This is a genomic window from Collinsella aerofaciens (assembly GCF_040910325.1).
Taxonomy (GTDB): domain Bacteria; phylum Actinomycetota; class Coriobacteriia; order Coriobacteriales; family Coriobacteriaceae; genus Collinsella; species Collinsella aerofaciens_BL.
On record NZ_JBDGAV010000001.1, the window covers coordinates 20,534 to 46,103 of the forward strand.

Below are 25,570 nucleotides of genomic sequence, written 5' to 3' on the forward strand. Positions count from 1 at the left end.
CGGGCGGCTTTTCAGAAGTGCGGTGAAAAATCGAATAGCGCGGACCACAAACCGTTTTTTGGCAACAAAACCCCAGACGTTGCTTTTTGCCTAAAAATTCTTGTCGAGGAAGTTGTCGACCGTGTCCCAGTAGAGTTCGGGGTCGACCTGCGCGCTCTTGGCGTGGGTGGCGCCATGGATGGTGAGCTTTTGCTTGACCTTGCTAGCGCACGCGTCGTAGTTTTGGTCGAGCATGCTGTACGGCACAAAGGTGTCCTGGTCGCCGTGGATAAACAGCATGGGAACCGTCGCGTGTTTGAGTTGCTCCACACTGCTCGCCTTATGAAAGTCGTAACCCGCGCGCACGTTGCACACCAAGTTTGCTACATCGAGCAAGGGAAAGCTGGGCAGGCCGAACACGTCCTTGAGCTGTAGGGAAAACTCGTCCCAAACACTCGTATAACCGCAGTCCTCGATAATGCATTTCACGTTTGCGGGCAGAGGTTCCCCCGCGACGTTCATGGCGGTTGCCGCGCCCATCGACTCGCCAAAGACCAGGATGCGCGCCTCGGGGTCAGCCTGAACGATCCGCCCAATCCATGCGACGATGTCGAGGCGCTCGGGCCATCCCATGCCGATATAGTCGCCGCCGGAGCGCTCGTGGGCGCGGGCGGCGGGTGCGAGTACGTTCATGCCGCGGTCGTGGAAGCGTTTGGCGTATCGGGCCATACCGATGGGCTCGTTGGTATATCCATGCAGGCAGACGGCGTAGTCGTGTGTGCTCTCCGACGCAGCAAAATACCAGGCGGCAAGCTCGGTCCCGTCGTTCGCGGTGAGGCTGCTGCTCTCGCGGTTTTCCTTAAACCACGCCCGTGCCTCGCCCTCCTCGGCGTCCATCTGCTCGCCCTTTTCGGCGTCCTTGCCATCCTGCATCATCTTCATGGTGTACGGCGCTTGGGGATTCAGCGCGAAGTCAAACAGAAAGTTGCCGGCAAATCCGAGCAGCGCAACGACAGTCACCAGTGCAACAATGCCGGCTATCTTGAGCTTTCGATGGGAACGTGCGTTTTGAGACATGCGGTATTCTCCTATAAGATGTTAATACATCAACATTTAATGCAAGCGCATTATGGACGTTCGCCGTTGATGCGTCAACAGGCAAAGAATGGGTAAACAAAGGGTCACGTATAGTGCAAATTTCGCACGTACCCAGACGCTTTGATATAGTGTTGAGAACTCTTTACGTTGGAGGATGTAACCGGCATGTCCGATTCGAGCGACAGTTCTAAGCCGCGACCCAAGACCGCGGCCGTTCCACACTACACAGTGGGCGAGGAGATCATGAACTCCGTCACCCATGGTGTCGGCTGCCTGCTGGGTATCGCGGGCCTGGTGCTCCTGATCGTATTCGCCGCCCTGCGCGGCGGAGGCCCGGCCCATATGGCTGCGGCGATTGTCTATGGCGTCAGCATTATCCTCGAATACCTAGCCTCCACGCTCTACCACGCGATTCAGCCCGCGCGCGCCAAGCGCGTGTTTCGCATCATCGACCACAGCTGCATCTACCTGCTCATAGCCGGCAGCTATACGCCGTTTTGCCTCATCACGCTCGCAAACGACGGCGGCGCTGTGCTGTTCTTTGCCGTATGGGCCATCGCCATCATCGGCATCGCCCTCGAGTGCTTCCTACGCGAGCGCCAGCCGCATTGGGTAAGCGGCCTGGTCTACCTGCTGATGGGCTGGCTCGTTGTCTTTAAGCTGCCCGAACTTGTTGCGCTGCTCAACCCCGTGGCACTTGCCCTGCTCGCCGTCGGCGGCGTGTGCTACACCGCGGGCGTGCCGTTCTATATCGCCAAAAACGTGCGCTATCTGCACAGCGTGTTTCACCTGTGGGTGCTCGCCGGCAGCATCTTCCAGTTCATGGCGGTGATCCTCTTCGTAATCTAGCGACCACGCCTGCGCGCCCGCGTTCTCGTTTGGGCGCCGGTGCAATTGCCGTATCCGCCATCAACGTTTTAACCTGACGTCCCGAATCTTGGAGGTTCGAGAAACTCCCGATGGACATAACCATCTCCCTTATCACCACCCTTGTTTTGACCCTCATCAATGGCTACTTCTCTATGTCCGAGATGGCGCTCACCACGGCCAAGCGCGCCGTGCTGGAGCACGAGGCCGAGGAGGGCGACAGGCGCGCCGAGCGCGCCATTAAGCTGGCCGCCGATTCCGACGAGCTGCTCGCCACCATCCAGGTTGCCATCACGCTCGTGGGCTTTGCCTCGTCCGCCGTCGCCTCGACGAGCCTGTCCGACCCGCTCGCCACGTGGCTCATGAGCTTTGGCATCGCGCCGCTCTCCGCTATCGCGCGCGGCCTGGCGCCGGTCATCATCACCGTCGCGGTCGCCTTCGTGTCCATCGTGATCGGCGAGCTCGTGCCCAAGCGCATCGGCCTGGCAAATGCCGAGGGCGTGTCCAAGCAGGTTGTGGGCCCGCTGTCGTTTTTCCAAAAGATCGCCCGTCCGCTCGTGTGGCTGACCGGCGCCTGCTCCGACGGCTTGGCCCGCATCCTGCGCATCAAGAGCGCCGACGACCGCCAGAATGTCTCGGAGGAAGAGATCAAGTACATGGTCTCGGAGCAGGATGACCTGCTCGACGAGGAAAAGCGCATGATCCACGAGATCTTCGACCTGGGCGACACCGTTGCCCGCGAGGTTATGGTGCCGCGCGTGGACACCACCATGTGCGAGGACGACGAGACGGTCGCCGACGTGCTGTCCGCCATGCGCCAGACCGGCTTTAGCCGCATCCCCGTCTATCACGAGGATCCCGACAACGTCGCCGGCATCGCGCACATCAAGGACCTGATTCAGCCTTCGCTCGACGGCAAGGGCGACCAGCCCATCGCCGACTTTTTGCGCGACGCCACCTTTGTGCCCGACACCAAGGACATCCTGCCGCTGCTGTCCGAGATGCAGACCTCGCATGACCAGATCGTAGTGGTCGTGGACGAGTACGGTGGTACGGCCGGCATCATCACCATCGAGGACATCGTCGAGGAGATCGTGGGCGAGATCGAGGACGAGTTCGACCCCGATAACAAGTACCTCACGCGCCTTTCGCGCCGCGAGTGGCTCGTCGATGGGCGTTTTTCGTGCGATGACGCGATTGAGCTTGGTTGGCCGCTCGAGGAAAGCGATGATTATGAGACCATCGCCGGCTGGATTTTGGAGCTTTGCGACTCGGTGCCCGACATCGGAGAGGTGTTTGAGGTCGCGGGGTACAAGTTTAAAGTTCAGTCGATGCGTGGCCAGCGCATCTCGCTCATTCGCGTGATCGCTCCGGCCGAAACCGATAAGAAGGATTCCGAGTCTTCGGCAGAGAAGCCGGCGGCGTCGGGTGCGGGTTCCGCGAATCCGCACGACGGCGACGAGTAGGACAAGGAAGAGTAGGGGAGAGTTATGGCAGGCCTGTTCAACATCCTTAAGGTCACCGTCAGCGAGGACAAGATCTGCGCGCATGTGCTGGTGAACCCCGGCATGCCGCTCATGACCTCGGAGGATATCGAGGCCACGGCGCGCGTGTATTACCTGGTGCCGGCGATTGCCAAGCACCTGTGCCTGGGTGATTCCGGTCGCGAGTTCCAGGACTGCATGGGCCAGACCGAGCTTTGCCATCTGCTGGAGCACGTGACGGTCGAGCTCATGAACGAGACCGGTCTTGCCGGTAGCATCTCGTGCGGCCGCACGCGCGTAAGTGAGCACGACGAGCGCGTCTTTGAGGTTGAGCTTTCGTGCCCCGACGACGCGCTGGCCATCGGTGCGCTGTCTTCGGCCACTTTTATGATGGACTGGGCGTACCTGCACGCCGACCAGCCTGCCCCCGACGTGGAAGGCACGGTCGCGGGCCTGCGCAACCTGGTGCTGGGCATGCGCGCCGAGGCCGAGGGCAAGGATCCTCACGAGGCCGTCGCCGCTGCGAACGGCGAAGATGCTGCCGAGGACGAGGGCGCTGACGAGGGCGATGTGCCGGCCGACGCCGAGCCCGTTGCCGATGCGACCGCCGAGCCTGTTCCCACCGAGCCCCAGGGCGTCCCCAACTTTGACGACGAGCCCCAGGTGGCGATTGATACCGAGGGCGCGGTTGCCGAGAACCACGAGGCCTCCGCTGCCGTCTTTGGCGGTGCTGCGACGGTTCCGGCAGGACCTGCGCATGAGGGCGGCCTGCCGCTCGTGGACGGCGCCGGCGAGGACCCGGGTGCCACGGTGGCCATGCCGGCTATGCCCCAGGAGTAGGCCTACGCGTTTATCACCATCACGTACCTGCGCCTTTGCCGTACGCAGATGAGCGGAGCGGCAAGTGATGCGCTGCGGGTATAATGGACAGCATTCAAACGGTGGGCACCGACGTGCCCGCAGGAGAGGAATGATCATGGGTAAGACTTTCAGCTTTGTCTCCGGCGCACTTTTTGGTGCCGCTGCCGGCGCTATTGTCGGCGTTGCTCTGGCCCCGCGCTCGGGCGCCGAGACCCGCGCCATGGCTGCCGATATCGCCAACGACGCCTGGGACAATATGCGCGACACCTACGAGCACAGCGCCGAGGAGGCCCGTGCTGCGGTGAATGACTTTGGCCCGATGGTCGACGCCAAGACCGACGACCTGCGCGCCAAGGTCGACCTGGCCCGCGAGCGCATGGACCAGCTGCGCGAGCAGCTCAACGACGCCATTTCGGGCGGCAACGTGACGCCTGCCGCCGACGTCGTGGTCGAGAACGCCGTCGAGGCTGATACCGAGGCTGCGGAGCCCTCGACCGAGGCATAATGCGCGCCGGGGATTTTGTCGGCGCCAAGATCTATCGCAAGCCTACCGAGGACAAGCGCACCAAAAAGGACGGCACGCCGCGCAGCCCTAAAAAGCTCGGAAAGATTCACTTTCCGGTCTTTACCCCGGGCGGTACGCGCGTGGTCGGCTTTATGGTCCGCCAGTCCGATATCGCGGGCATGATCGAGCGTCCCGACCGATTCGTGGCGCTCGACGCCATTGGTGTCTACGAGGGCGCCATTGCGGTCGATGACGTCAAGGACACGTACGATGCCGCTGCCGCCAAGCGCCTCGACATCAACTTGGACGATTGCATCATCTGGGTCGGTATGGACGTGCGCACGGAATCGGGCGACGTCGTGGGCTATTGCTCGGATGTGGAGTTCAAGCCGCGTTCGGGCATCGTGCAGGCATTCTATGTGACCGCCGGTGCTGCTTCGAGTGTTTTGGTTGGTGACACGCAGGTGCCGCCGACGATGCTGCGCGGCTATGAGAACGGCGCGATGGTCGTCTCGGACGAGGTCAAGTCGCTCGGGTATTCGGGCGGTGCGGCTGCCAAGGCCGCCGAGGCCAGCGTCGTGGTGGGCGACAAGGTCAAAAAGGGCGCCAAGGTGCTCGACGACAAGGGATCGGTTGCCGTGGACAAGGGCAGTCGCGCACTGGGCAAGCAGCTCGGCAAGACGCGCGGCATGTTCAAGGCCTTTAAGGACGAATACCAAAAGGCGAGCGGAGGCTCGTCAAAAGCTACAAAATAGCGACGTACCAAATGATGGGAGGCAAGCCGGAGACCTGTTGCTCCGGCTTGCTGTGTTTATGGGGGAGGGCATATGCGCCAAAACGGATCCAACTTAAACGGGCGTTCGGGTGCGCGTCCGACGGCGCGCCGCGACCTGGGGCAGCTGCCCAGCGGTCAGCGCAAGCGTCACCGTAAGCCCGGCGCGATGTATCTCAACCATAGCCGCGGCTTTAGCGATCGCAGTGCGCGCATCGGCAACAGCCGCACACCCCGTCGTTCGTCTCGCCTGCCCTATGCGCTCATCGCCGTGGGTTGCGCACTCGTGCTGTTTATCGCTGCCGTCGTGGGCTACGTCAACCGCAGCGTGGACGTGGAGCTCAACGGCCAGAAGACCGCGGTGCGCGTGGGCTCTACGCTGCAGAATCTCATCGACGAACAGGATTTGACTGACACCTACGACGCAGGCGACCTGCTGGCCGTCGATGACAGCGTGCTCAAGCGCCATGGTGGCGAAAAGCTGTCGGTGAAGGTCGACGGTAAGCGCGTGAAGCAGGGCAAATGGGATGGCCGCGAACTTGAGGGCGGCGAGAAGGTGACGGTCAAGGATGGCCGTAACACCTACGAGAAGCACGAGGTTCAGGCTACGGTTATCGAGCCCAAGCTCAAGGTCGAGGGTACGGGCGCTATCGAGTATGTGCAGACGTGGGGTGTCCAGGGCCGCTCCGAGGTGTGGGTTGGTGAGCAGTCGGGCAAGACGCAAGACCGCGGCGAGGTTGTGCCCGCCACCGATTGCGTTGTTGCGTGCGCCAGCGTGGCGCCCAAGGGCAACAAAAAGTACGTGGCGCTGACGTTTGACGAGGGTCCGAGCGGCGCCACCAAACAGATCTTGCAGGTGCTCAAGGAAAAGGGCGTCACCGCGACGTTCTTCATTTCGGGCGATGCGGCCGAGGCCTCGCCTGCCACGGCCAAGGCGATTGTCGATGCCGGGTGCGAGATCGGATCCAACAGCTACAGCGACGATTCGCTCAAGGGTCAGGACCGTGACGCGGTACGCGAACAGATCACGAAAGGCACCGATGCGATTAAGTCGGCGACCGGCGTAAAGACGATGCTGTTGCGTGCTCCCTACGCTGCCTTTGACGAGCAAAACTGGATTGATGCGATGGACCTGGTCTCCGCCGTGGTCTCGTGGAATATCGACTCGGGCGACTGGCTGCTCAACGGTGCCGACGAGCAGGTCTCGACGGTGCTCGATTCGGTGACGCCGGGCAATATCGTGCTGCTCACCGATAGAGACGAATGCGCCGAGCAGACGCTCGAGGCGCTGCCGCAGATTATCGACGGCCTCATCGCCGACGGCTACAAAATCGTGACGCTCAGCGACCTGGTCAAGACGGACACGTCGCTGAGCAAAAAGCTCACCTCGCTGACGAAGGTCACCATGCCCAAGGACGCCGTGCTCCCCCAACTTGCTGAGGACAATGACACCACAGGGTAGTTATTGGGTAGTCATTTAAGAACGTCCCCAATGACTATGTCACGGGTGCGTCAGCGTTTGGTATGCCTGCAATGTGCAGCGCATAAATTCGATGCCGCAGGGCGATGCTGATGCTATAGTTACTGCGGTTAATGAGGGTCAAGAGAAAGGTTACAGGTGAAATCCAAACCTCGACCATACAGTCGATGACCCCATGCAGGTGCTTTTTGCGCATGCACGGGGTGTAAGCGTCGAGCGGCGTGCCGCCCGCGCATGCGTATACATATCCAGAAGCCCCCGGACGCCGCACGCGCGGCCGCGTCCGGAGGAATAATGATGGGGAGCACCATTGAATTATCTGAGTGAGATGCTCAAATTGCCGGTCTTGGACGTCGACGGCGAAAAGCTCGGCGTGGTCAACGATTTTGGTATTGCTACCGGCGAAGTTTTTCCGCACGTGACGTCGCTCGCGTTCCGCGGACCCGGCAAGACGCCGTTTATGATCAGCTGGCGCAAATGGGTCGACCGTATCGACGAGACGGGCGTACACCTTAAGACGTCGGCTACCGAAATTCGCTTTTCGTACCTGCAGCCGACCGAACTCTTACTCGCCCGCGACGTGCTTAACAAGCAAATTGTCGACACGCAGGGCATGAAGGTCGTGCGCGTAAACGACATCAAGTTTTCCATGTCGGGCGAAAATCAGCTGCGCCTACTGGGTGCCGAAGTTGGCGCCCGCGGTCTGCTGCGCGCGATCAGCCCCACACTCGAGCATGTCGTCGAGGGCTTTATGAAGCACCTGGGCAAGCCGCTCAGTGAGGACATCATCGCTTGGTCCTACATGGACCTGCTCGACCGCTCGACCAAGAACATTCAACTCTCGGTGTCGCATAAGACGCTCGGCGAGCTACACCCTGCCGACATCGCCGACATTATCGAGCAGCTCGACCCGCGCCTACGTGCGCAGGTGTTTGCGCAGCTCGATACTGCCCAGGCCGCCGAGGCCATCTCGGAGTTCGATGACGACGAGCTTATGACCGAGATGCTCGAGGGCCTGTCCGATACGGACGCATCGTCGATGCTGGCCATGATGGACCCGGACGACGCCGCCGACCTGATCGACGAGCTCGATTACGAGAAGGCCGAGAAGCTCCTGCGCCTGATGGGCGTCAAGGAGGAGAAGGCGATTCGTAACCTGCTGGGCTATGAGGACAACACCGCCGGCCGCATCATGACCTCGGAGTTTGTCTCGCTGCCCGCCACGGCGACGGTCGGCGATGCCATCGAGGCGATTCGCAAACTCGATGAGGACTTCGAGAGTGTCTATTACGTCTATACCGAGGATCCGAGCGGCATGCTCACCGGCGTGCTCTCGCTGCGCACGTTGATCGTGGCCGACCGCGATGCCACGCTGGGCCAGCTCGCCTATCGCGACCTGGTCTACGTGTCGCCCGACGAGGACCAGGAAGACGTGACGGACGAGATGACCAAGTACGACCTGGTTGCCATCCCTGTCTGCGACGAGAACCGTCATATCCTGGGTATCGTGACCTTCGACGACGCCATGGACGTTATCGCCGAGGAGCATCAGGAGGACCTGCAGATCGCCGGTGTCGGCTCGGGCGATAGCGCGTCGGACGACTCGACGAACGTGCTCAGCTGGTTCGTGCATCGTCAGTACTGGGTCGTCGTGTGGGGCATCGCCTCGTGCATTATGGCGACGGTGCTGGGGACGGCGCTGGGCTCCGCGCATCTGGTGGTGTTCCCCATGTGCGCCATGCCGCTCGTGCTGCTGGCGGCCTCGCGCATGGTGTCGTTCGTCAAGAACTACTTCCTCGAGTACGACGGTCACGACGACGAGCCCAAACCGTACCTGGGATTCTTCTTCCAGAGCACGGGTATGGGCCTGATCCTTTCGCTTGTTACTTACCTGTGCGCGCAGCTGGTGCGCACTGCCGCGTTCCTCGATGCCCCTATGTTTGAGGAGCAGCTCTTTACCGGCTGCTTTAACATCGCGGCCATCATCTGCCTGGTGGGCAACATGAGCGCCGTGATTTACCTGATGGTGCTGTTCTGGCGCGATGAGCACGACCTTAATACGTCGGGTACCGCCATGAACGTCATCGCCGTCATGATCTCGTGTGTGGCGTACTGCATCGCCGCGGTGCTGCTCACCATGTCGGTCATGGGGTAGGTGGTCGCGTGCAAAATACGAAGCAAAAGCCGAGCGCCAAGCAAAAGCTGACCATCGCGGCCATCTTTGGCGCCATGGGCCCCGGTCTTCTGGCGGCGCTTTCGGGCAATGACGCTGGCGGCATCGCCACGTATTCCAGCGCGGGCGCCAGCTATGGCTATAAGATGCTCTGGATGCTTCCCGTCATGACCGTGCTGCTTATCGTGACGCAGGAGACCGCGGCGCGCTGCGGATGCGTCACGGGTAAGGGCCTGGCGTCGCTCATTCGCGAGCGCTTTGGCGTGCGCAAGAGCGTGCTGGCCATGGCAGCGCTGTTGATCGCCAACACGGCGGTGACCATCTCGGAGTTCGCGGGTATCGCGAGCGGCCTTGCTCTGTTTGGCGTTCCGGCGAGCATCTCGGTGCCGCTCGTGGCGCTGCTGGTGTGGATGCTTACCATGTCGGGCAGTTTCCAGCGCATCGAGAAGATTCTGCTGCTGGTAAGCTGCGTGTTCGTGACCTACATCGTCGCCGCGTTTATGGCCGGCCCCAACTGGGGCGAGGTCGCGGTCGACTTGGTCGTCCCCAATATTCAGAACGATCCCAGCTACGTGTCGCTCGTGGTCGCAACGATCGGTACCACCATCGCACCGTGGATGATCTTCTTGGCTCAGAACAACGTGGTCGATAAGAATGCGGGCGAGGACGACATCGTGTTGCAGCGTATTGATACCGTGAGCGGCTCGCTTGCCGCCGATGTCATTGCCGGCTTTATTATCATCACGACCGGTACGGTGTTGTTCCCGGCGGGCATTCAGATTAGCGATGCCGCCGATGCCGCCCGCGCACTGGAGCCCATCGCGGGCCAGTGGTCCACGGTACTGTTTGCCTCGGGCCTGGTCGCGGCGAGCTTCTTGGCCGCCTGCGTGCTGCCGGGCGTTACGTCGAGCGCTATCTGCGAGGCATTTGGCTGGGAGCGCGGTGCCGACCGCAGCTGGGACGAGGCCCCGGTTTACCGCGGCATCATTACGGCCATCATCGGTATCTCTGCCGTGCTGGTGCTTATGCCCGGCGTCGATCTGTTCCAGATTATGATGACCTCGCAGGTCATCAATGGCGTGCTACTGCCCGTGGTTCTGGTGTTCCAGGTGGTTATCGCCGCCGACCGTCACATCATGGGTGCCAACCGCAATGGCCGCGTGTGGAACGTGCTCACTTGGGCGACTATCGCCGTGATTACGGTGCTGACAGTCGTCATGTTTGTGCTGCAAGCGATGGGCTACAGCGCTTAACGCCCACTTTTGCTTCCGAACAGGCCGCAGCGATGGGCTGCGGCCTGTTTTTTGTCTGCTATAGGGTGTTAGTTATATAGCAATGGACAAAAAATGCCAAATAAGAGTACTGTTGCTAAGCGAATAGCATTTACATCCTAAAAGATAATGAACATAGCCTTTAGTATGTTCATTAAAATTGGCTCCAATACGCCTTAAACCAGTCAGGTTGGCTGCTTTAGGGGGTTGTAGGGGTCGCTCGGACGTCATTTTGGGTGGTTTTGCTTGCTACTAAAATGGTAACAGTACTCATATTTGCCCTTTTTTGCCCACAGACCTTTGAGGGTGCGGCGAAAAGGGCTTGTTTTGATTGTTTGGGGCAGGCACGAGGCGCGGAAACGATGTCTGGAGCGACGGAGCGGCCCGGAATTCATCCGTAGAGGTCTTCCTCGGCTGTGTCAGGAGTTGTCCCTAGGTGCCGGCACATAAGGAACGTCCCCAACTACCGGAAGGGGGGGCGTCTGCCGTGGCAGGCGCCCCCCCCTTTCCGGATGTGGGAAGTTTGTGCTGCAGGTTACTTGTCGGTGCCCAGCTTGTGCGGCTTGAGAGCGAGCGCATTGACGAGTGCGTCGGTGGCAGACTTGACGGCTGCCGGCTGCGGATCGTTGACGTGATCCTCGGGATGCACGGGCAGGTCCTTCTTGACGGCATCGTGGATCAAGTCGAGGTACTCAGTCACGCCAGTGGTCGATAGATGCGTGCCATCGCCATCGAACAGGTCGTTGCGGTTGGCACTGTATCCGTACCAGTCGATAACGCGTACGTTCTTGTAGCGCGTAGCGGCGTTGGCGATGGCCTGGTTGGTAGAGCCAACCCACGGCTGCGGGCTGCGCGTGTTCACAAACACCACAATACGCTTATCTCCTGCATCGGCCATGATGGCGTCGATTTGGTCATCCGTTACCAAACCGTTGGTGCCCAGCGCAAAGACCACGATCTTGCCGGCAAGGTTCTGCTGGATATAGCCCTCAAATGTCGCGCGGCCCGCATCAAACTGGCGGCCCTTTTCGGCATCGATATGGCTGTGCGGAAACACGCCGTCAAAAGTGTCCACGGCACGCAGCGACACGGAGTCGCCGATCATAAGCAGATCGTAGGAGCCATCGGGGAAGCCATCGTTGTCCTTGTCGGTGTCGTCGGCCGCCTGCTGGTCGGTGGGTGCGGTGTTTTTGGCTTCCTTGTTCAGAACTTCGGCGCCCTCGCCGCTCAGTGCGGAGGTCTCCGGCACAAAGATCAGGCCGCCCAGTGCAACGACCAACACGACAGCGCAGGCTGCGCAGGCAGGGACGTGCGCGCGCACCCAGTTGGCGGGCGTGGCGGTGCCGTCGCGGAACTCGGATACGGTGCGCCCAAAGGCGCCCTTTCTAAACGGCGTCTCGATAAAGCGATATGAGCATTCGGCCACGGCGACCACCAACAGCACCTGCAAAATGTATTGCCACCAGGGCGTATCGTTGATGTTGGCGACCGGGTTCATGAGGAGCAGCAGCGGATAGTGCCACAGGTAGATGCTGTACGAGCGCTTGCCAACCCACACGAGCGGCTCGGCGGACAGCGCGCGGGCAACCATTCCCTGGGGCTGCACGCAGGCCGCGATGACCATGAGCGTGAGGATCGAGCATAACAGCGTGCCGCCGCGATACTGGAACGCGGTGTAGCCGTTGGTGAGCGCGACCATGGCGGCAAGGCCAACCAGACCCACGACGCCCAACACATCGATGGATGCGGGCGAGGACCAAAAACGCACGAGGGCGCTCGGCTGTGCCGGGGCGGTCTCGGCTGATTCGTCGGCCTTCTCGCCAGGCTTGCCCTCGGCGTTCTTGCCGTGCTTGGAGGCGCCAGCCAGGCGATTGAGCCCCAAACGACGAGCGAGACGCACCGGCGCCAGGTCGCGATCGGGGATAAAGGCCATCCAGGCACCCAGCAGCAGCGAGAACACGCGGGTGTCGGTGCCGTAGTACACGCGGCTGGGGTCGGCGGCAGGGTTGTAAAGCACCATCATGGCGAGGGCAGATACCGCGGCAAGGCCCAGAACCACGCGGCGCGTGTTGGGTTTGCTCACATGCATGGATACCATGGCAAACAGCAGTGGCGGCCAAATCAGGTAGAACTGTTCCTCGATGGCAAGCGACCAAAAGTGCGTGAGCGGCGAGGGGTCGCCCAGAGCATTGAAGTACGAGACGTTTTGGGCAATCTGCCACCAGTTGTTGAAGAACAGCAGCGACGGCAGGATGTCGGGGCGCATCTTGGTGAGCATCACGTGGTTAAAGATAGTGCACAGCGCGCAGGTTACAAACACTACCGTTACCACGGCGGGGACTAGGCGACGGATGCGGCGGATCCAGAAGCTCTTGAGGTCGATGCGGCCGGTCTTAGCGACTTCGTTGAGCAGCAAGCGCGTGATCAGATAGCCCGAAAGCACAAAGAAGATCGTGACGCCGAGCAGACCGCCCTGCGCCCACGTGAGGTTGAGGTGATAGAGCACCACCGCGACGACGGCAAGCGTGCGCAGGCCGTCAAGGGCAGGGATGTAGCGGGACTTGGGGCGAGCAGGCGTCTGCTCCGCGGCGGGAGTGTTGGCGCGGCCCGCGTTGTTGGCAGAAGCGCGATGGGGGCTCGTGGTGCGTCGCGGCTCGTTGGCACGGCGTTCGCTCTTCACGCGTTCGTGCGGCGCCGGCTCGTTGCCCGTGCGGCGTCGACCGCGCGAGCCCGATTGCGAGAATTGTTCCATAAAACATCATCCAATGACGAGAATAATCAGCACGTATTCATTGTAGCTGCCTGCTCCTGTGAATGCTTGCTGCTGGCGCAACCTCAAGGGTGCGTTCACATCAAAGTGAACTAAAGTTATAGAGGTGCGAAGGCGCGCAATCGACGGTCGACGGTGGGTGCAAAGCCCGCAGATGAGGAGGTTTCCATGGCAGATCGCGGCATCGTTGCGGTGTTCGGCAGCATGAACATGGACCTTTCGGTGGCGTGCGAGCGCATACCGCGTGCGGGCGAGACCGTCGGCGGCAGCGGGTTTATCACCAACGCCGGCGGCAAGGGCGCCAATCAGGCCGTAGCTGCCGCGCGTATGGGCGCGTGCACGCACATGATCGGCGCGGTCGGTCGCGATGCGTTCGGCGCGTCGCTCGTGGCGGGGCTCCAAGGCGCCGGCGTGGACTGTGACTTTGTAGTGCATCGCGATGACGTGGAGACGGGAACGGCGACCATCATTCGCTGCGAGGGCGACAACCGCATCATACTGTCACCGGGCGCCAACCATGCGCTTGCGGGCGCGGACGTTGCCTGCGCGCTGAGGCGTCTGGTGGCCCATGAGCTCGACGGCGGCGCCAGCGAGATTGCCCCGGCTGCCGGAAGCGTCTTTATCGCCCAGGGCGAATGCGACCTTGCGGCGACGGCCGAGGCGCTTGTTTGCGCTCACGAGCTGGGGTTCTATACGGTCTTTAATCCAGCGCCCGCCTGCGAGCTGCCTGCGGAGGTCTGGCCTGCGGTCGACCTGGTCTGTCCCAACGAGACCGAGTGCCAGGTGCTGACGGGCATTCTGCCCACGGATGACGCGAGTTGCGTCACCGCGCTCAATGCGCTGCTCGACAAGGGTGCCGGGGCTGCGGTCATCACGTTGGGCGGTGCCGGCTCGGTTTCGCTCGGCGATGGCGGTGAGCTGCTGCGCATGCCGGCACTTTCGAGTACGGTAGTCGATACCACGGCCGCCGGCGATACGTTTATCGGCGCGTTGGCGGCGGCTCGCCTAGAGGGCTTGCCGCTCTTTGAGTGCATGGCCGCGGGTGCTCGCGCCTCGGCAGTGACGGTGTCGCGCCTGGGCGCTCAGCAATCGATTCCCATGCGCGCCGAAGTTGAACATTGGTTTGGTTAAACGATAAAGACGGAGAAGCGGAGTAGAACAATGGCAATCAAGAAGCTGATCCTTGATCTGGATATGGGTGTTGACGATGCGATGGCGCTGGCCTATGCCATCGCGAGCCCCGAGGTGGAGCTCGTCGGCATCACCACGTGCTTTGGCAACGTGCGCGTCGAGCAATCGGCGCACAACTGTCTGGCAGTGCTCGATCTGCTGGGTCGCCCCGAGATTCCGGTGTACCTGGGCGCCGATCGTCCCATTAAGGCGACTGAGCCCTATACACCGCCGGCGTCCACCACGCTCATCCACGGCAAGAACGGCATTGGCGGGGCGAGCGTGCCCGCGTCGCCGTACGAGCCGGTGGGGGCGACGTCGGCTGATGGCAACGCGGCGGTCGATTATCTGATCGATGCCGCGCGCACCTATGGCTCCGATCTGATCTACGTGGCGACCGGTCCGCTCTCCAACCTGGCACTTGCCTTGGAGCGCGATGCGGCGGCGATGATGTCTATCGGTCGCGTGGTCGTGATGGGCGGCGCCCTGACCGTGCCCGGAAACGTGAGTGCGGGCGCCGAGGCCAACATGGCAAGCGATCCCGAGGCGGCCGATGCCGTGCTGCGCTCGGGCCGCAAGCTCACCATGGTGGGCCTGGATGTGACGCATCGCGTGGTGCTCACGCGCCGCGACGTTGCCGGCTGGACGGGCTCGGGCACTATGGCTGGCTGCGCGTTTACGAGCATGGTCGAGCACTATATCGGTTCGTACGAAATGAACGCGCCCTACCTGGGCGGCTGCGCGCTGCACGATCCGCTGGCGGTTGCCGTGGCGATTGATCCCACGCTCGTGGGTGCGCTCGGCTGTAACCTGCGCGTTGACTTGCTGGGCGAGTACCGCGGCCGCACCATCTGCGATGAGCGCCGTGTGGCCGACCCCGACAAGAGCGCGCTCGTGGCGCTCACCGTGGACGCCCCACGTTTCCTCGCGGAGTTTAAGACGCGCATGGCCCGCGTCCTGGGCTAAATGATTTTCACGCCCCGTCCCATGTAGTCAATTTGGGACGGGGCTTTTTTAGCTACCGAGTAAATGCGCCCGTTGGGGGAATAGTTGTGCCGCTTCGCTTGACAACAGGCTAAACTAGCTAATAAAAATTTACTATTCTGTTTAGATTGAATTTGCGGTCGTTTAGTTGCCGAGCCACGGGCGGTCAAGCCACGATGCTCGGCCGCGACCGTTGCTAGGGGGAACGATGGCTAAAGCAAGCGTCCGCGAGATCAGCCGCATTACCGGCTTCTCGCCCGCAACCGTGTCCAACGCACTCAACCGCAAGCGCAGCGTGAGCGAGGAGACCGCCAAGGTCATCCTGGAGTGTGCGCAGTCGCTCGGCTACCAGCAGTCGACGCAGCTCGAGAGCATCCAGTTTGTGCTCGCGCGCAAGACGGGTGCCATCCTGGACGAGAGCACCTTCCACCCTGCGGTCATCGAGGGCGTGGAGCGCCAAGCACGCCGCCACGGCATGAGTACGAGCTTTGTCTCGCTCGACTTTAGCGACCTGGACGCCGTGCGCCCGCAGGTCGAGGGCCTGATCGCCGATCCGTCAGCCGCTATCGTGCTGATGGGTACCGAGCTGGGCGAGGAGGACTACGCCCTGTTTGCCAACGCTGCTGCCCACCTGATCGTGCTCGATGGCTGGAGCGATCGCCAGTACTTCGATGCCGTGGTCATCGCCAATACCGATTCGGTGCTGCGCGCCGTTGACCATCTTATCGAGAAAGGTCACAAGCAGATTGGCTATCTAGCGGGCGACCTGCGTATCCGCAACTTTAAGGACCGTGAGCGCGGCTACCGTCAAGCGCTTGAGGATGCGGGCCTTGAGCCCAATCCGGCATGGCATGTCACCCTGGGCACCACACTCGAGGGCGCTTATCACGACATGGGTGCCTGGCTCGACACCGTCTCGCGCGACGACCTGCCGACGGCCTTCTTTGCCGAAAACGACGTACTCGCCGTTGGTGCCATGCGTGCCCTCAACGAGCATGGCGTGCGCGTGCCCGACGATGTGTCGATGATCGGCTTCGACGACCTGTCCGTGGGCGCGTTCTCCAATCCGCCGCTCACCACGGTGCATGTTCCCAAGCACGAGGTGGGCGAGATCGCGGTGCGCCGTCTGGTGGGCAACATCCGCAATCCCAAGAGCTATACCTGCAAAACGGCCGTCTCGACCTATTTTGTCGAGCGCCAGAGCGTGCGCGAAATCTAGGCGGAGACGGCATCGCCTGCAGCGTGCCAAAGCTCGCTAGGGCAGTTAACATAGCGCTATTCAAAAGAGGGTCCTTCGGGGCCCTCTTTTTGTTCAAGACTTTAGTCTGCTGGCCGCGCAGCGGCCAGCTTTAAACCACCCGCTATGCGGGTGGAGACAAACGGCTTTACAAAGCCACCCCTCCGACCGATATTGACGATTGTTCAGGCCGTCAAGAATTCGAGTCGAAGGGGTGGTCGCCATGGCCCAGAAGGCCTACAGCCTTTCCCACACGAAGTGGATGTGCAAGTACCACATCGTGTTCACGCCGAAGTATAGGCGCAAAGTGATCTACAACCAAATCAGGAGCGACATAGGGGAGATCCTCAGGAAGCTGTGCGAGTACAAGGGGATCGAGATAATCGAGGGGCACCTGATGCCCGACCACGTGCACGTGCTGCTGGCGATCCCGCCGAAGTACAGCGTCGCGAGCGTCATGGGCTACCTGAAGGGGAAGAGCTCGCTGATGATATTCGACAGGCACGCCAACCTCAAGTACAAGTTCGGCAACAGGAAGTTCTGGGCGGAGGGCTACTACGTGTCCACCGTCGGCCTGAACGAGGCGACGGTCGCCAAGTACATCAGGGAGCAGGAGTCCCACGACATCGCGCTGGACAAGCTGGGCGTGAAGGAGTACGAGGACCCCTTCAAGAGGAGGTGACCCCGCCGGTTTGACCGGCACGCCACGGGTCAAGATGCACTAGGCCTGGACGAAGTCCGGGCCCGCGCCTTTAGACGCGAGCCCGGGGCCCGTGGGTTATACCCTAAGAGCAAACCACCCTTTTTAAGGGTGGTTCTGATTGCCCTTGTATGTTCAGATTGTTTACATACCGTTTAGGCTGATTTCTCTACCGTTTACGAGACTTTCGCGCTAAACTTTTAAACAAAAGAGTAAAACATCTAGTAAACAGAACAAAACGAAACATGCGTCTGTTTACTGAACATGTGACTAGGGGAGGACGTACATGGATAAGATCAAGCTCGGTTTTGTGCCCACGCGCCGCAGTATCTTTAGCGCGCCGGACGCGATCAAGTATCGCGGCTTGACGGCTGATCGCCTGCGCGAGATCGGCGTCGACATCGTGGACATCGACGACATTAATGACGAGGGCCTGCTGTTTGACGACAGCCATATCGAGCCTATCGTCAAGAAGTTCCGCGCCGAGGGCGTCGACGGCATCATGCTGTGCCACGCCAACTTTGGCACCGAGTACGTTTGCGCCCGCCTTGCCCGCGAGCTCGGTCTGCCTGTGCTGCTGTGGGGCCCGCGCGACGAGCGCCCCGAGCCCGACGGCACCCGCCTGCGCGATAGCCAGTGCGGCCTGTTCGCCACCGGCAAGGTTCTGCGCCGCTTCCAGGTTCCCTTTACCTATATGACCAACTGCCGCCTGACCGATCCCGAGTTCGAGCGCGGCGTCTGGGACTTCCTGGCCGTGTGCAACGTCGTTAAGACCTTCAAGCACACCCGCATCCTGCAGATGGCCACCCGCCCGTTCGACTTCTGGTCGACCATGTGCAACGAGGGCGAGCTGCTCGAGAAGTTCAACATCCAGCTTTCGCCCATCCCCATGACCGAGCTTGTTCAGGCCGTGCGCGACGCCCAGGCCGACGAGCAAGCCATGGCCGCCATGCTCGCCCACATCGCCGACAGCTTTGAGATCTGCATCCCCGAGGACAAGGTCCCCGCGGTCGCAGGACTCGCCATCGCCATGAAGCGTCTGGTCGAGAAGTACGGCTGCAACGCCGGCGCCATCCAGTGCTGGAACGCCCTGCAGGACGAGCTGGGCATTATGCCCTGCGCCGCCAACGCCATCCTCAACGAGATGGGTATCCCCGTCGTCTGCGAGACCGACATCCACGGCGCCATCACCGCGCTCATGGTCGAGGCCGCCGATCTTGGCCGTCACCGCGGCATGTTCGCCGACTGGACCGTCCGCCATCCCGACAACGAGAACGGCGAGCTGTTGCAGCACTGCGGCCCCTGGCCCTGCAGCTGCGCGGCCGTCAAGCCCAAGCTCACCTATCCGCTGGCCTTCGATCACCCCGGCGCGCTAACGGCCGAGGCCAAGCACGGCGATCTCACCCTTGCCCGCTTTGACGGCGACAACGGTGAGTACTCGCTGCTGCTGGGCAACGCCCGCGGCATCGACGGCCCTGCCGGCATGGGCACCTACCTGTGGGTCGAGGTCGAGAACCTCAAGCGCCTCGAGGCCAAGATCGTCGAGGGCCCCTACATCCACCACTGCGTGGCCATCCACGCCAACGTGGTGCCGGTGCTCTACGAGGCGTGCAAGTACATCGGCATCGCCCCCGATCTATATGACCCCATCGAAGAAGACGTCAAAGCCTACCTGCGAGGAGAGTAGAAATGGCAACGATTGAAGAGCTTGAGTCCCTGCGCTGGGACCTTCGCCGCGATTGCGTCGACATCATCATGGCCGGCGCCGGCGGCCACATCGGCGGCGACATGTCGGTCATCGACGCGCTCATGACCCTCTACGCCAACCATCTGAACATTTCGCCCGAGACCGTCGACGATCCCAACCGCGATCGCTTCGTGCTCTCCAAGGGCCACGCCATGGAAGCCTACTACGCGGTGCTGTGTCACGAGGGCTATCTGGATCTCGACGACGTCAAGGCCCGCTTCTCCAAGTTCGGCAGCCCCTACATCGGCCATCCCAACAACAAGCTCAAGGGCATCGAGATGAACTCCGGCTCGCTGGGCCATGGCCTGCCCGTGGCCGTCGGCATGGCGCTTGCCGGCAAGATGGACGGCCGCGACTACCGCGTCTACACCATCATGGGCGACGGCGAGCTTGCCGAGGGCTCGGTCTGGGAAGGCGCCATGAGCGGCGGCAACTACCAGCTCGATAACCTGTGCGCGCTCGTGGACCGCAACCGCCTGCAGATCAGCGGCAGCACTGAGGACGTCATGAAGCAGGACTCGCAGGAGGAGCGCTGGGCCGCCTTCGGTTGGAACGTGCTGTCCATTCCGGGCAACGACGTCCAGGCCATCGACGCTGCGCTGACGCTTGCGGCCGAGACCAGCGGAAAGCCCACGGTCATCATCCTCAACACGGTGAAGGGCTATGGCTCGCCCGTCATGGAGGACAAGGCCGGCTGGCACCACCACCTGCCCAACGACGAGGAATATGCCCAGATCATCGCCGATTTCGCTGCCCATAAGGAGGCCATCAATGGCTAACAAGATCGCCAACCGCAAGGTTATCTGCGACACGCTGCTCGAGGCCGCCGCGACCGATAAGGACATCGTCGTCCTGTGCTCCGACTCCCGCGGCTCCGCGTCGCTCACGCCGTTCTTCGATCAGTATCCCCAGCAGTCCGTTGAGGTCGGCATTGCCGAACAGGACCTGGTGAGCATCGCCGCCGGTATGGCTTCGTGCGGCAAGAAGGCCTGGGCCGCCTCGCCGGCGTCCTTTGTGACCACGCGTTCGTATGAGCAGTGCAAGGTCGACGTTTCGTACTCCAACACCAACGTCAAGCTCATCGGCATCTCGGGCGGCGTGTCCTACGGCGCCCTGGGTATGAGCCACCATTCCGCTCAGGATATCGCCGCCATGAGCGCGATCCCCAACATGCGAGTGTATCTGCCGAGCGACCGCTTCCAGACCGCCGAGCTCGTGCGCGCCTTGGTCGCCGACAACAAGCCGGCCTACATCCGCGTGGGCCGCAACCCGGTCGAGGACGTGTACGCCGAGGATGAGTGCCCGTTCCAGATGGACCGCGCTACCTGGGTGCGCCGCGGCACCGATGTGACGATCGTCGCCACCGGCGAGATGGTCCGCCACGCCGTGGACGCCGCCGACCTGCTGGCCGAGCGGGGTATTTCGGCAACGGTGCTCGACATGTACTGCGTCAAGCCGCTCGACGCCGAGGCCGTGATCGAGGCCGCCAGTGCCACGCGCGCCGTCGTGACCGTCGAGGAGCACAGCCCCTTTGGCGGCTTGGGTTCCATGGTCGCGCAGGTCGTGGGCGAGCATTGTCCGCGTCCGGTCAAGTGCCTGAGCCTGCCCGACGCGCCGGTCATCACCGGCACCTCGCCCGAGGTCTTCGCACACTACGGCCTCACCGGCGAAGGCATTGCCAAGACCGTTGCCGAGTTCCTCGGCAACTAGTAGACACAGACGCTGCGCGGCCGCCAAGCACCGCACCTTGCCGTTCAAACCGTCGCTTGCGTACACAAAGTACGCGGCGCTCCTCTTTCACGGCAATCTGCGGCACTTGGCGGCCGCTCGCTCCTTGTCCGCCAGGCTGTCTTTGCTTTGGCGGAAGGAATGGGAGAGTACATGAGCAAATACATCATCGGAATCGATCAGTCTACGCAGGGCACTAAGGCGCTGCTGGTGGACGAGGGCGGCCATCTGATTCATCGTGCCGACCGCGCACACCGCCAGATCATCAACGAGGCCGGCTGGGTGAGCCATGATCCGGCCGAGATCGCCGCCAACGTGCTGGCCGTGGCGCGCGCTGTGGTGGAGGAGACCGGGGTCGATCCGGCCGATGTCGCCGGCATCGGCATTTCCAACCAGCGCGAGACCACCGTTGCCTGGAACCGCACGACGGGCGAGCCGCTGTGCGACGCCGTGGTGTGGCAGTGTGCCCGCGCCCGCGAGCTGTGTGACGAGCTTGCGGCGCGCGAAGGCGTGACCGAGCTGGTGCGCGACACGACGGGCCTGGTGCTCTCGCCTTACTATCCGGCGGGCAAGATGGCCTGGATTCTCGCAAACGTGCCGGCGGCTGCTAAGGCCGCGGCGGCGGGCGAGCTTTGCCTTGGCACGATTGACGCCTGGGTGGTCTGGACGCTTACGGGCGGCGCGGAGTTTCGCTGTGACTGGTCCAATGCCAGCCGCACGCAGCTCTTCGACCTGCGCCGTGGCTGCTGGAGCGAGCCGGTGTGCGAGGCCTTTGGCATCGATCCGGCCTGCCTGCCGCAGGTGACCGATTCCGACGGTCTGTTTGGCACAACGGACCTGGATGGCTTTTTGCCCGCACCCGTGCCGGTACACGGCGTGCTGGGCGACAGCCATGCGGCCCTGTTTGCGCAGGGTTGCCACAGCCGCGGCATGGCCAAAGCGACCTATGGCACCGGTAGCTCGGTCATGATGAACGTCGGCAACGAGTTTGTCGCCAGCTCGCACGGGCTTTCGAGCTCGCTTGCGTGGCGTATGGATGGCGTGACCGAGTATGTACTCGAGGGCAACGTGAGCTACGCCGGCGCCGTCAAGACCTGGCTGCGCGACGACCTGGAGCTCATCAACAACCCCGAGGAGGTCACCGACCTGTGCTACGCCGCCAACCCGGCGAGCCATGTTTACTTTGTGCCGGCGTTTACCGGCCTGGGTGCGCCGCACTGGGCAAGTGATGCCGAGGGATGCGTTTTTGGTATGACACGCACCACGGGCCGCGCGGAGTTCGTAAAGGCTGCCGACGAGTCGATCGCCTATCAGATCTTCGACGTGATCGATGCGATGGTCGAGGATTCGGGCGCAGCGCTGGCCGAGCTTCGTGTTGACGGCGGTCCCACGCGCGATGCGTACCTGATGCAGTTTGAGAGCGATTTGGTCGGCTCGCCCATCCGCATTGCGAGCAACGACGAGATGAGCGGTCTGGGCGCGGCTTGGGCCTGCGGTATCGCGCTGGGCATGTATACGCGCGATGTCGTCGACGTCTACGGCGCCCGTGGCATCGTGGAGCCGTCGATGCCCGCTGACGAGCGAGCCAAAAAGATCGCCGGCTGGCGCCATGCCGTCGAGGCGACGATTGCGTACGAGTGACGCCTTGGGGCGATGTTACGGAGCGCTATTCGTGCCGATAGGTGAAGATGCGAACGAGAGAGTGATGTGATGCGGTAGAGTCCAACGCGTCGAATGATGGTCTACGTATGTGGGATTCTATTCCTGAGCTGCGGCGTTGTAATGAATGCACGCACAGCGCTCGGCGTGACGCTGGGCGTCTCTGCGCGGCTCGTTCCCGTTGCGCCCGACGGCATGGTGCAGACGCTCTCCCAGGTGTTTCACTGTGAATTTGGTAAGGCGAAGTATTTCTTTGACGGGAGCTGTGTGGGCATCTCACTGGTCTACGGGCTTGTGCGTACGGGTGCTGCGGTGGGCATCGGTATCGGCACCGTAGCCGCCGCGCTCCTGGCGGGCGGTATCTGCACGTTTTGGGGTCGTCTGCTCAACCGCAGGCTCATGGCCTTTATGGAAGAGCCTGCGAGCATGTAGACGCATTGAGCGAGAGGGGAGCGGCCATGAGGCAGCTGTTTGGAATTGATATCGGCGGAACGAGCGTCAAATGGGCGATTGTGAATGAGAGCTACGAGTTTGGTGACCGTGGTTCGATTCCGACGGCGTTCGTCTCGGCCGATCAGCTGGTCGACGCGCTCGCGGCACTCGTAGGGCCGTATCGCGGACAGGTTGTAGGCGTGGGCATCTCGGCCCCAGGTGGCATCTTCGGTTACGAGGTCGATCCAGACGGGACGATCCATCGCGGTGGTGCGCTGCCGTACATGGACGGGTTTCCGCTTGGCCGAGCGCTGCGCGAACGGCTGGGGCTGCCCGTGACCGTTGTCAACGACGGCAAAAGCTGTGCGCTTGGCGAGTACGCTGCCGGCGCGTTGCGCGGCGTGGACGTGGGTTGCGTGGCGGTAATCGGTACGGGCATCGGCGGAGGCATCGTGGTTGACGGCCGGGTGCTGACAGGTGCGGGCGGCTTCGCGGGCGAGTTCAGCTTCCTGTCCAACAACGTAAGCGAACCGCTTGATCATCGTGATACGTTCGCGACTTCGAGCGGATGGCACGGCCTGCAGAATCTCGTGGCAGTCGAACTTGGCATTTCGGATGAAGCTGAACTGGAGGCCCTCGATGGCCGACGGATCTTCGAGCTACTGGAGCACGGGAGCGCGTCCGAAGTCGCCGCCGTGCAGCGCGGATTGGATGCCTATGCTGAGCTGTTTGATCGTGTGCTTGTGAATCTGCAGTGCGTCATCGACCCGGCAGTCTTCGCGATTGGTGGTGGCATCAGCTGCCATCCCGCGCTGTTCGAGGCGCTCGACCGTAAGATGGATGACGTCATGGCGCACTACACTGGTTTTCTGAAAGATATGCCTCGTCCGCACGTGGTCTCGGCGCAGCTGGGTAACGACGCCAATATCTACGGTGCCGTCGCAACTTGTTTGCAGGTGCTGTAAGTGCAGGCCATCTATTGGTCTGGTGGCGATTACAGTCGCTGCCGGGTTTTTGGCTGTTGAGCTGCTCGCACGCTCTGCATTGCGGACGACGCAGCATCAATAGGTGAGGGGTCAGAAAACTAGATGCTGAACGGTCGATATTATCGGCTGCGCGGCGCCCCGTCCCAAAGTAGTCATTTGGGACGGGGCTTTTTTGACTGCTATCATGGGTGGGATTGTTGCGACCAGCTAAAAGAGCCCTGTCCCAAATTGACTACCGAGAGGATCTGCCATGGAGCGCATCGCGAGTTTTTCCGTTGACCATCTGCTGCTTGAGCCCGGCGTGTATGTGAGCCGCGTCGACCGCGATCCGGCGACCGGTGCCGCCGTCACCACCTTTGACCTGCGCTTGACCACGCCCAACAAAGAACCGGTTATGAACACGGCCGAGTGCCACACCATCGAGCATCTGGGCGCGACGTTCCTTCGCAACCATGCCGAGTGGTCGAGCCGTATTGTCTACTTTGGCCCTATGGGCTGCCGCACGGGCTTTTACCTGGTTGTGTTTGGCGAGGTGACGAGTGAGGAGATCTTGCCGCTCGTGCGCGAGTTGTTCGAGTTTGTTGCTGGCTTCGAGGGCGATGTCCCCGGTGCCGCTCCCGAAGAGTGCGGTAACTACCTGGACCAGAATCTCCCTATGGCAAATTGGCTCGCGCGTCGCTATCTCGACCGCGATCTGATCGATATCGATGAGGCACACCTGCACTATCAGCAGGCGTAAAGGTTTCGTCGCTCAAAATGAGTTCACTGGGCGCCTTCGCTTATGCGGGGGTGCCTTTTTGTTGAGCGGACATGGCGGACGTTTAAAACCGCGCGTGATTGTTCTAGAATGTTCGTAATATCACACAAACGAACAGGAGCGAACATGCATATCTACTCTGTTACCGACCCCGAATTCAAACCCTATGGCCGCGTGTGGGATGACGTCCCGTCCAGCCTGACCGCCCCGCTCGTCGAGGCGCTCTCCGCAACGCCCATCCCCGAGGGCAGCAAGTACGTGGCCTCCGCGCCTGAGCTGGAGCAGGTCGAGGGCGCCGATGCGCTCGGCCTGCTCATGTATGGCGGCCGTCCGTTCCAGCTGGGCTGGTGCAACGGCCACAACACGAAGCTCAACTGCTTGGAGTATCACCGCGCGAGCGAGTTCAACCTGGGTGCTCGCGACTTTATTCTGCTGCTCGCCAAGCGTGAGCAGATTGTCGACGGCAAGCTCGACACCGCGCAGGTCAAGGCGTTCCGCGCGCCCGCCGGCACGCTCGTCGAGGTCTACGCCACCACGTTGCACTACACGCCGTGCATGGTCGACGACGGTGGCTTCCAGGTGATGGTTGCGCTGCCCGCCGGCACCAACGGTCCGCGCCCCGAGGCTGCGGCCGACATGCCCGCGGCCGGTGATAGCTACTGCTACTGGAAGGCCGACAAGTGGGTTCTCTGCCACGCAGATAGTCCCAAGGCTGCCGAGGGCGGCTACGTAGGTCTCGTCGGCAAGAACCTCGACATCACCGTGGACTAGGGTCTTCCGTCTCAATCTGTAACAGTTGGCGCGCTAAATCGTCTCTATCTGTTACAGATCAAGACGAACCACGGGGGCCGCCCGAACAATCTCAATCTGTAACGCCAAGCCCGGTTTTGACGGCCTAACTGTTACAGAT

Annotated in this window: 22 protein-coding genes; 20 read left to right on the forward strand and 2 right to left on the reverse strand. The window is 61.8% G+C overall.

Annotated elements, in window-relative coordinates:
• Positions 1–90: 90 nt before the first annotated feature.
• Positions 91–1,056 carry an alpha/beta hydrolase gene (locus tag AB5Z25_RS00080; RefSeq protein WP_368134437.1) on the reverse strand — a complete coding sequence of 322 codons (966 nt, stop codon included), beginning with the start codon at positions 1,054–1,056 and terminating at the stop codon, positions 91–93.
• Positions 1,057–1,242: 186 nt separating this feature from the next.
• Here AB5Z25_RS00080 and trhA point away from each other — a divergent pair, with 186 nt between their 5' ends.
• The 8 genes from trhA to AB5Z25_RS00120 all read left to right on the forward strand — a co-directional run bounded on the left by trhA (position 1,243) and on the right by AB5Z25_RS00120 (position 10,472).
• Entirely contained in the window at positions 1,243–1,926 is a 684-nt protein-coding gene (gene trhA / locus AB5Z25_RS00085) for a PAQR family membrane homeostasis protein TrhA (RefSeq protein WP_172676303.1), read from the forward strand.
• A gap of 110 nt (positions 1,927–2,036) precedes the next feature.
• Positions 2,037–3,410: a hemolysin family protein gene (locus AB5Z25_RS00090; protein ID WP_368134439.1), complete on the forward strand. Its 1,374-nt coding sequence runs from the start codon at positions 2,037–2,039 to the stop codon at positions 3,408–3,410.
• 24 nt (positions 3,411–3,434) lie between these two features.
• Positions 3,435–4,268 carry a cyanophycin synthetase family protein gene (locus AB5Z25_RS00095; protein WP_368134440.1) on the forward strand — a complete coding sequence of 278 codons (834 nt, stop codon included), beginning with the start codon at positions 3,435–3,437 and terminating at the stop codon, positions 4,266–4,268.
• Between the two features lie 136 nt (positions 4,269–4,404).
• Positions 4,405–4,794: a YtxH domain-containing protein gene (locus AB5Z25_RS00100; RefSeq protein ID WP_035136593.1), complete on the forward strand. Its 390-nt coding sequence runs from the start codon at positions 4,405–4,407 to the stop codon at positions 4,792–4,794.
• Positions 4,794–5,549 carry a PRC-barrel domain-containing protein gene (locus tag AB5Z25_RS00105; RefSeq protein WP_055252569.1) on the forward strand — a complete coding sequence of 252 codons (756 nt, stop codon included), beginning with the start codon at positions 4,794–4,796 and terminating at the stop codon, positions 5,547–5,549. The genes AB5Z25_RS00100 and AB5Z25_RS00105 overlap by 1 nt, the downstream gene beginning before the upstream one ends.
• A gap of 72 nt (positions 5,550–5,621) precedes the next feature.
• On the forward strand, positions 5,622–7,028 hold the full coding sequence (locus AB5Z25_RS00110) for a polysaccharide deacetylase family protein (RefSeq protein ID WP_368134441.1): 1,407 nt from the start codon (positions 5,622–5,624) through the stop codon (positions 7,026–7,028).
• A gap of 328 nt (positions 7,029–7,356) precedes the next feature.
• The gene (locus AB5Z25_RS00115; protein WP_349104313.1) at positions 7,357–9,201 is read left to right on the forward strand and encodes a magnesium transporter; all 1,845 of its coding nucleotides are present in this window, start codon (positions 7,357–7,359) and stop codon (positions 9,199–9,201) included.
• A 74-nt stretch (positions 9,202–9,275) separates the two neighbouring features.
• Positions 9,276–10,472: an Nramp family divalent metal transporter gene (locus tag AB5Z25_RS00120; protein ID WP_099432833.1), complete on the forward strand. Its 1,197-nt coding sequence runs from the start codon at positions 9,276–9,278 to the stop codon at positions 10,470–10,472.
• A gap of 553 nt (positions 10,473–11,025) precedes the next feature.
• Here the strand turns inward: AB5Z25_RS00120 and AB5Z25_RS00125 are convergent.
• Positions 11,026–13,242, reverse strand: a complete 2,217-nt coding sequence (locus AB5Z25_RS00125) for an acyltransferase family protein (protein ID WP_368134443.1) — start codon at positions 13,240–13,242, stop codon at positions 11,026–11,028.
• Positions 13,243–13,428: 186 nt separating this feature from the next.
• On the opposite strand from AB5Z25_RS00125, the gene AB5Z25_RS00130 reads away from it, so the two are divergent.
• From AB5Z25_RS00130 to AB5Z25_RS00185, 12 genes are all read left to right on the forward strand, one after another.
• Positions 13,429–14,391, forward strand: coding sequence for a ribokinase (locus AB5Z25_RS00130; protein WP_368134445.1), 963 nt, complete (start codon positions 13,429–13,431; stop codon positions 14,389–14,391).
• Positions 14,392–14,421: 30 nt separating this feature from the next.
• Positions 14,422–15,396, forward strand: a complete 975-nt coding sequence (locus AB5Z25_RS00135; RefSeq protein ID WP_368134446.1) for a nucleoside hydrolase — start codon at positions 14,422–14,424, stop codon at positions 15,394–15,396.
• Between the two features lie 226 nt (positions 15,397–15,622).
• A complete protein-coding gene (locus tag AB5Z25_RS00140) occupies positions 15,623–16,633 on the forward strand; it encodes a LacI family DNA-binding transcriptional regulator (protein WP_368134447.1) in 1,011 nt (336 codons plus the stop codon).
• Positions 16,634–16,874: 241 nt separating this feature from the next.
• Positions 16,875–17,333, forward strand: coding sequence for an IS200/IS605 family transposase (gene tnpA / locus AB5Z25_RS00145; protein ID WP_368134448.1), 459 nt, complete (start codon positions 16,875–16,877; stop codon positions 17,331–17,333).
• A 304-nt stretch (positions 17,334–17,637) separates the two neighbouring features.
• Positions 17,638–19,038, forward strand: coding sequence for an L-fucose/L-arabinose isomerase family protein (locus AB5Z25_RS00150; protein WP_368134449.1), 1,401 nt, complete (start codon positions 17,638–17,640; stop codon positions 19,036–19,038).
• A gap of 2 nt (positions 19,039–19,040) precedes the next feature.
• On the forward strand, positions 19,041–19,877 hold the full coding sequence (locus tag AB5Z25_RS00155) for a transketolase (protein WP_368134450.1): 837 nt from the start codon (positions 19,041–19,043) through the stop codon (positions 19,875–19,877).
• A complete protein-coding gene (locus AB5Z25_RS00160; RefSeq protein ID WP_368134451.1) occupies positions 19,870–20,808 on the forward strand; it encodes a transketolase family protein in 939 nt (312 codons plus the stop codon). The genes AB5Z25_RS00155 and AB5Z25_RS00160 overlap by 8 nt, the downstream gene beginning before the upstream one ends.
• Positions 20,809–20,979: 171 nt before the next feature.
• Positions 20,980–22,467, forward strand: coding sequence for an FGGY family carbohydrate kinase (locus AB5Z25_RS00165; protein WP_368134452.1), 1,488 nt, complete (start codon positions 20,980–20,982; stop codon positions 22,465–22,467).
• A 141-nt stretch (positions 22,468–22,608) separates the two neighbouring features.
• Positions 22,609–22,917, forward strand: a complete 309-nt coding sequence (locus tag AB5Z25_RS00170; RefSeq protein WP_346963378.1) for a DUF6198 family protein — start codon at positions 22,609–22,611, stop codon at positions 22,915–22,917.
• A 26-nt stretch (positions 22,918–22,943) separates the two neighbouring features.
• The gene (locus tag AB5Z25_RS00175; RefSeq protein ID WP_368134454.1) at positions 22,944–23,882 is read left to right on the forward strand and encodes an ROK family protein; all 939 of its coding nucleotides are present in this window, start codon (positions 22,944–22,946) and stop codon (positions 23,880–23,882) included.
• 271 nt (positions 23,883–24,153) lie between these two features.
• Positions 24,154–24,642, forward strand: a complete 489-nt coding sequence (locus AB5Z25_RS00180; RefSeq protein WP_118652431.1) for an S-ribosylhomocysteine lyase — start codon at positions 24,154–24,156, stop codon at positions 24,640–24,642.
• Positions 24,643–24,786: 144 nt separating this feature from the next.
• Positions 24,787–25,431, forward strand: a complete 645-nt coding sequence (locus AB5Z25_RS00185) for a DUF4867 family protein (protein ID WP_346963377.1) — start codon at positions 24,787–24,789, stop codon at positions 25,429–25,431.
• Positions 25,432–25,570: the final 139 nt, after the last annotated feature.

Bases quoted from the DNA above. Each gene is read 5' to 3' on its own strand.
- AB5Z25_RS00080 (WP_368134437.1), bottom strand. From the start codon at position 1,056: ATGTCTCAAAACGCACGTTCCCATCGAAAGCTCAAGATAGCCGGCATT.
- trhA (WP_172676303.1), top strand. From the start codon at position 1,243: ATGTCCGATTCGAGCGACAGTTCTAAGCCGCGACCCAAGACCGCGGCC.
- AB5Z25_RS00090 (WP_368134439.1), top strand. From the start codon at position 2,037: ATGGACATAACCATCTCCCTTATCACCACCCTTGTTTTGACCCTCATC.
- AB5Z25_RS00095 (WP_368134440.1), top strand. From the start codon at position 3,435: ATGGCAGGCCTGTTCAACATCCTTAAGGTCACCGTCAGCGAGGACAAG.
- AB5Z25_RS00100 (WP_035136593.1), top strand. From the start codon at position 4,405: ATGGGTAAGACTTTCAGCTTTGTCTCCGGCGCACTTTTTGGTGCCGCT.
- AB5Z25_RS00105 (WP_055252569.1), top strand. From the start codon at position 4,794: ATGCGCGCCGGGGATTTTGTCGGCGCCAAGATCTATCGCAAGCCTACC.
- AB5Z25_RS00110 (WP_368134441.1), top strand. From the start codon at position 5,622: ATGCGCCAAAACGGATCCAACTTAAACGGGCGTTCGGGTGCGCGTCCG.
- AB5Z25_RS00120 (WP_099432833.1), top strand. From the start codon at position 9,276: ATGGGCCCCGGTCTTCTGGCGGCGCTTTCGGGCAATGACGCTGGCGGC.
- AB5Z25_RS00125 (WP_368134443.1), bottom strand. From the start codon at position 13,242: ATGGAACAATTCTCGCAATCGGGCTCGCGCGGTCGACGCCGCACGGGC.
- AB5Z25_RS00130 (WP_368134445.1), top strand. From the start codon at position 13,429: ATGGCAGATCGCGGCATCGTTGCGGTGTTCGGCAGCATGAACATGGAC.
- AB5Z25_RS00135 (WP_368134446.1), top strand. From the start codon at position 14,422: ATGGCAATCAAGAAGCTGATCCTTGATCTGGATATGGGTGTTGACGAT.
- AB5Z25_RS00140 (WP_368134447.1), top strand. From the start codon at position 15,623: ATGGCTAAAGCAAGCGTCCGCGAGATCAGCCGCATTACCGGCTTCTCG.
- tnpA (WP_368134448.1), top strand. From the start codon at position 16,875: ATGGCCCAGAAGGCCTACAGCCTTTCCCACACGAAGTGGATGTGCAAG.
- AB5Z25_RS00150 (WP_368134449.1), top strand. From the start codon at position 17,638: ATGGATAAGATCAAGCTCGGTTTTGTGCCCACGCGCCGCAGTATCTTT.
- AB5Z25_RS00155 (WP_368134450.1), top strand. From the start codon at position 19,041: ATGGCAACGATTGAAGAGCTTGAGTCCCTGCGCTGGGACCTTCGCCGC.
- AB5Z25_RS00160 (WP_368134451.1), top strand. From the start codon at position 19,870: ATGGCTAACAAGATCGCCAACCGCAAGGTTATCTGCGACACGCTGCTC.
- AB5Z25_RS00165 (WP_368134452.1), top strand. From the start codon at position 20,980: ATGAGCAAATACATCATCGGAATCGATCAGTCTACGCAGGGCACTAAG.
- AB5Z25_RS00170 (WP_346963378.1), top strand. From the start codon at position 22,609: ATGAATGCACGCACAGCGCTCGGCGTGACGCTGGGCGTCTCTGCGCGG.
- AB5Z25_RS00175 (WP_368134454.1), top strand. From the start codon at position 22,944: ATGAGGCAGCTGTTTGGAATTGATATCGGCGGAACGAGCGTCAAATGG.
- AB5Z25_RS00180 (WP_118652431.1), top strand. From the start codon at position 24,154: ATGGAGCGCATCGCGAGTTTTTCCGTTGACCATCTGCTGCTTGAGCCC.
- AB5Z25_RS00185 (WP_346963377.1), top strand. From the start codon at position 24,787: ATGCATATCTACTCTGTTACCGACCCCGAATTCAAACCCTATGGCCGC.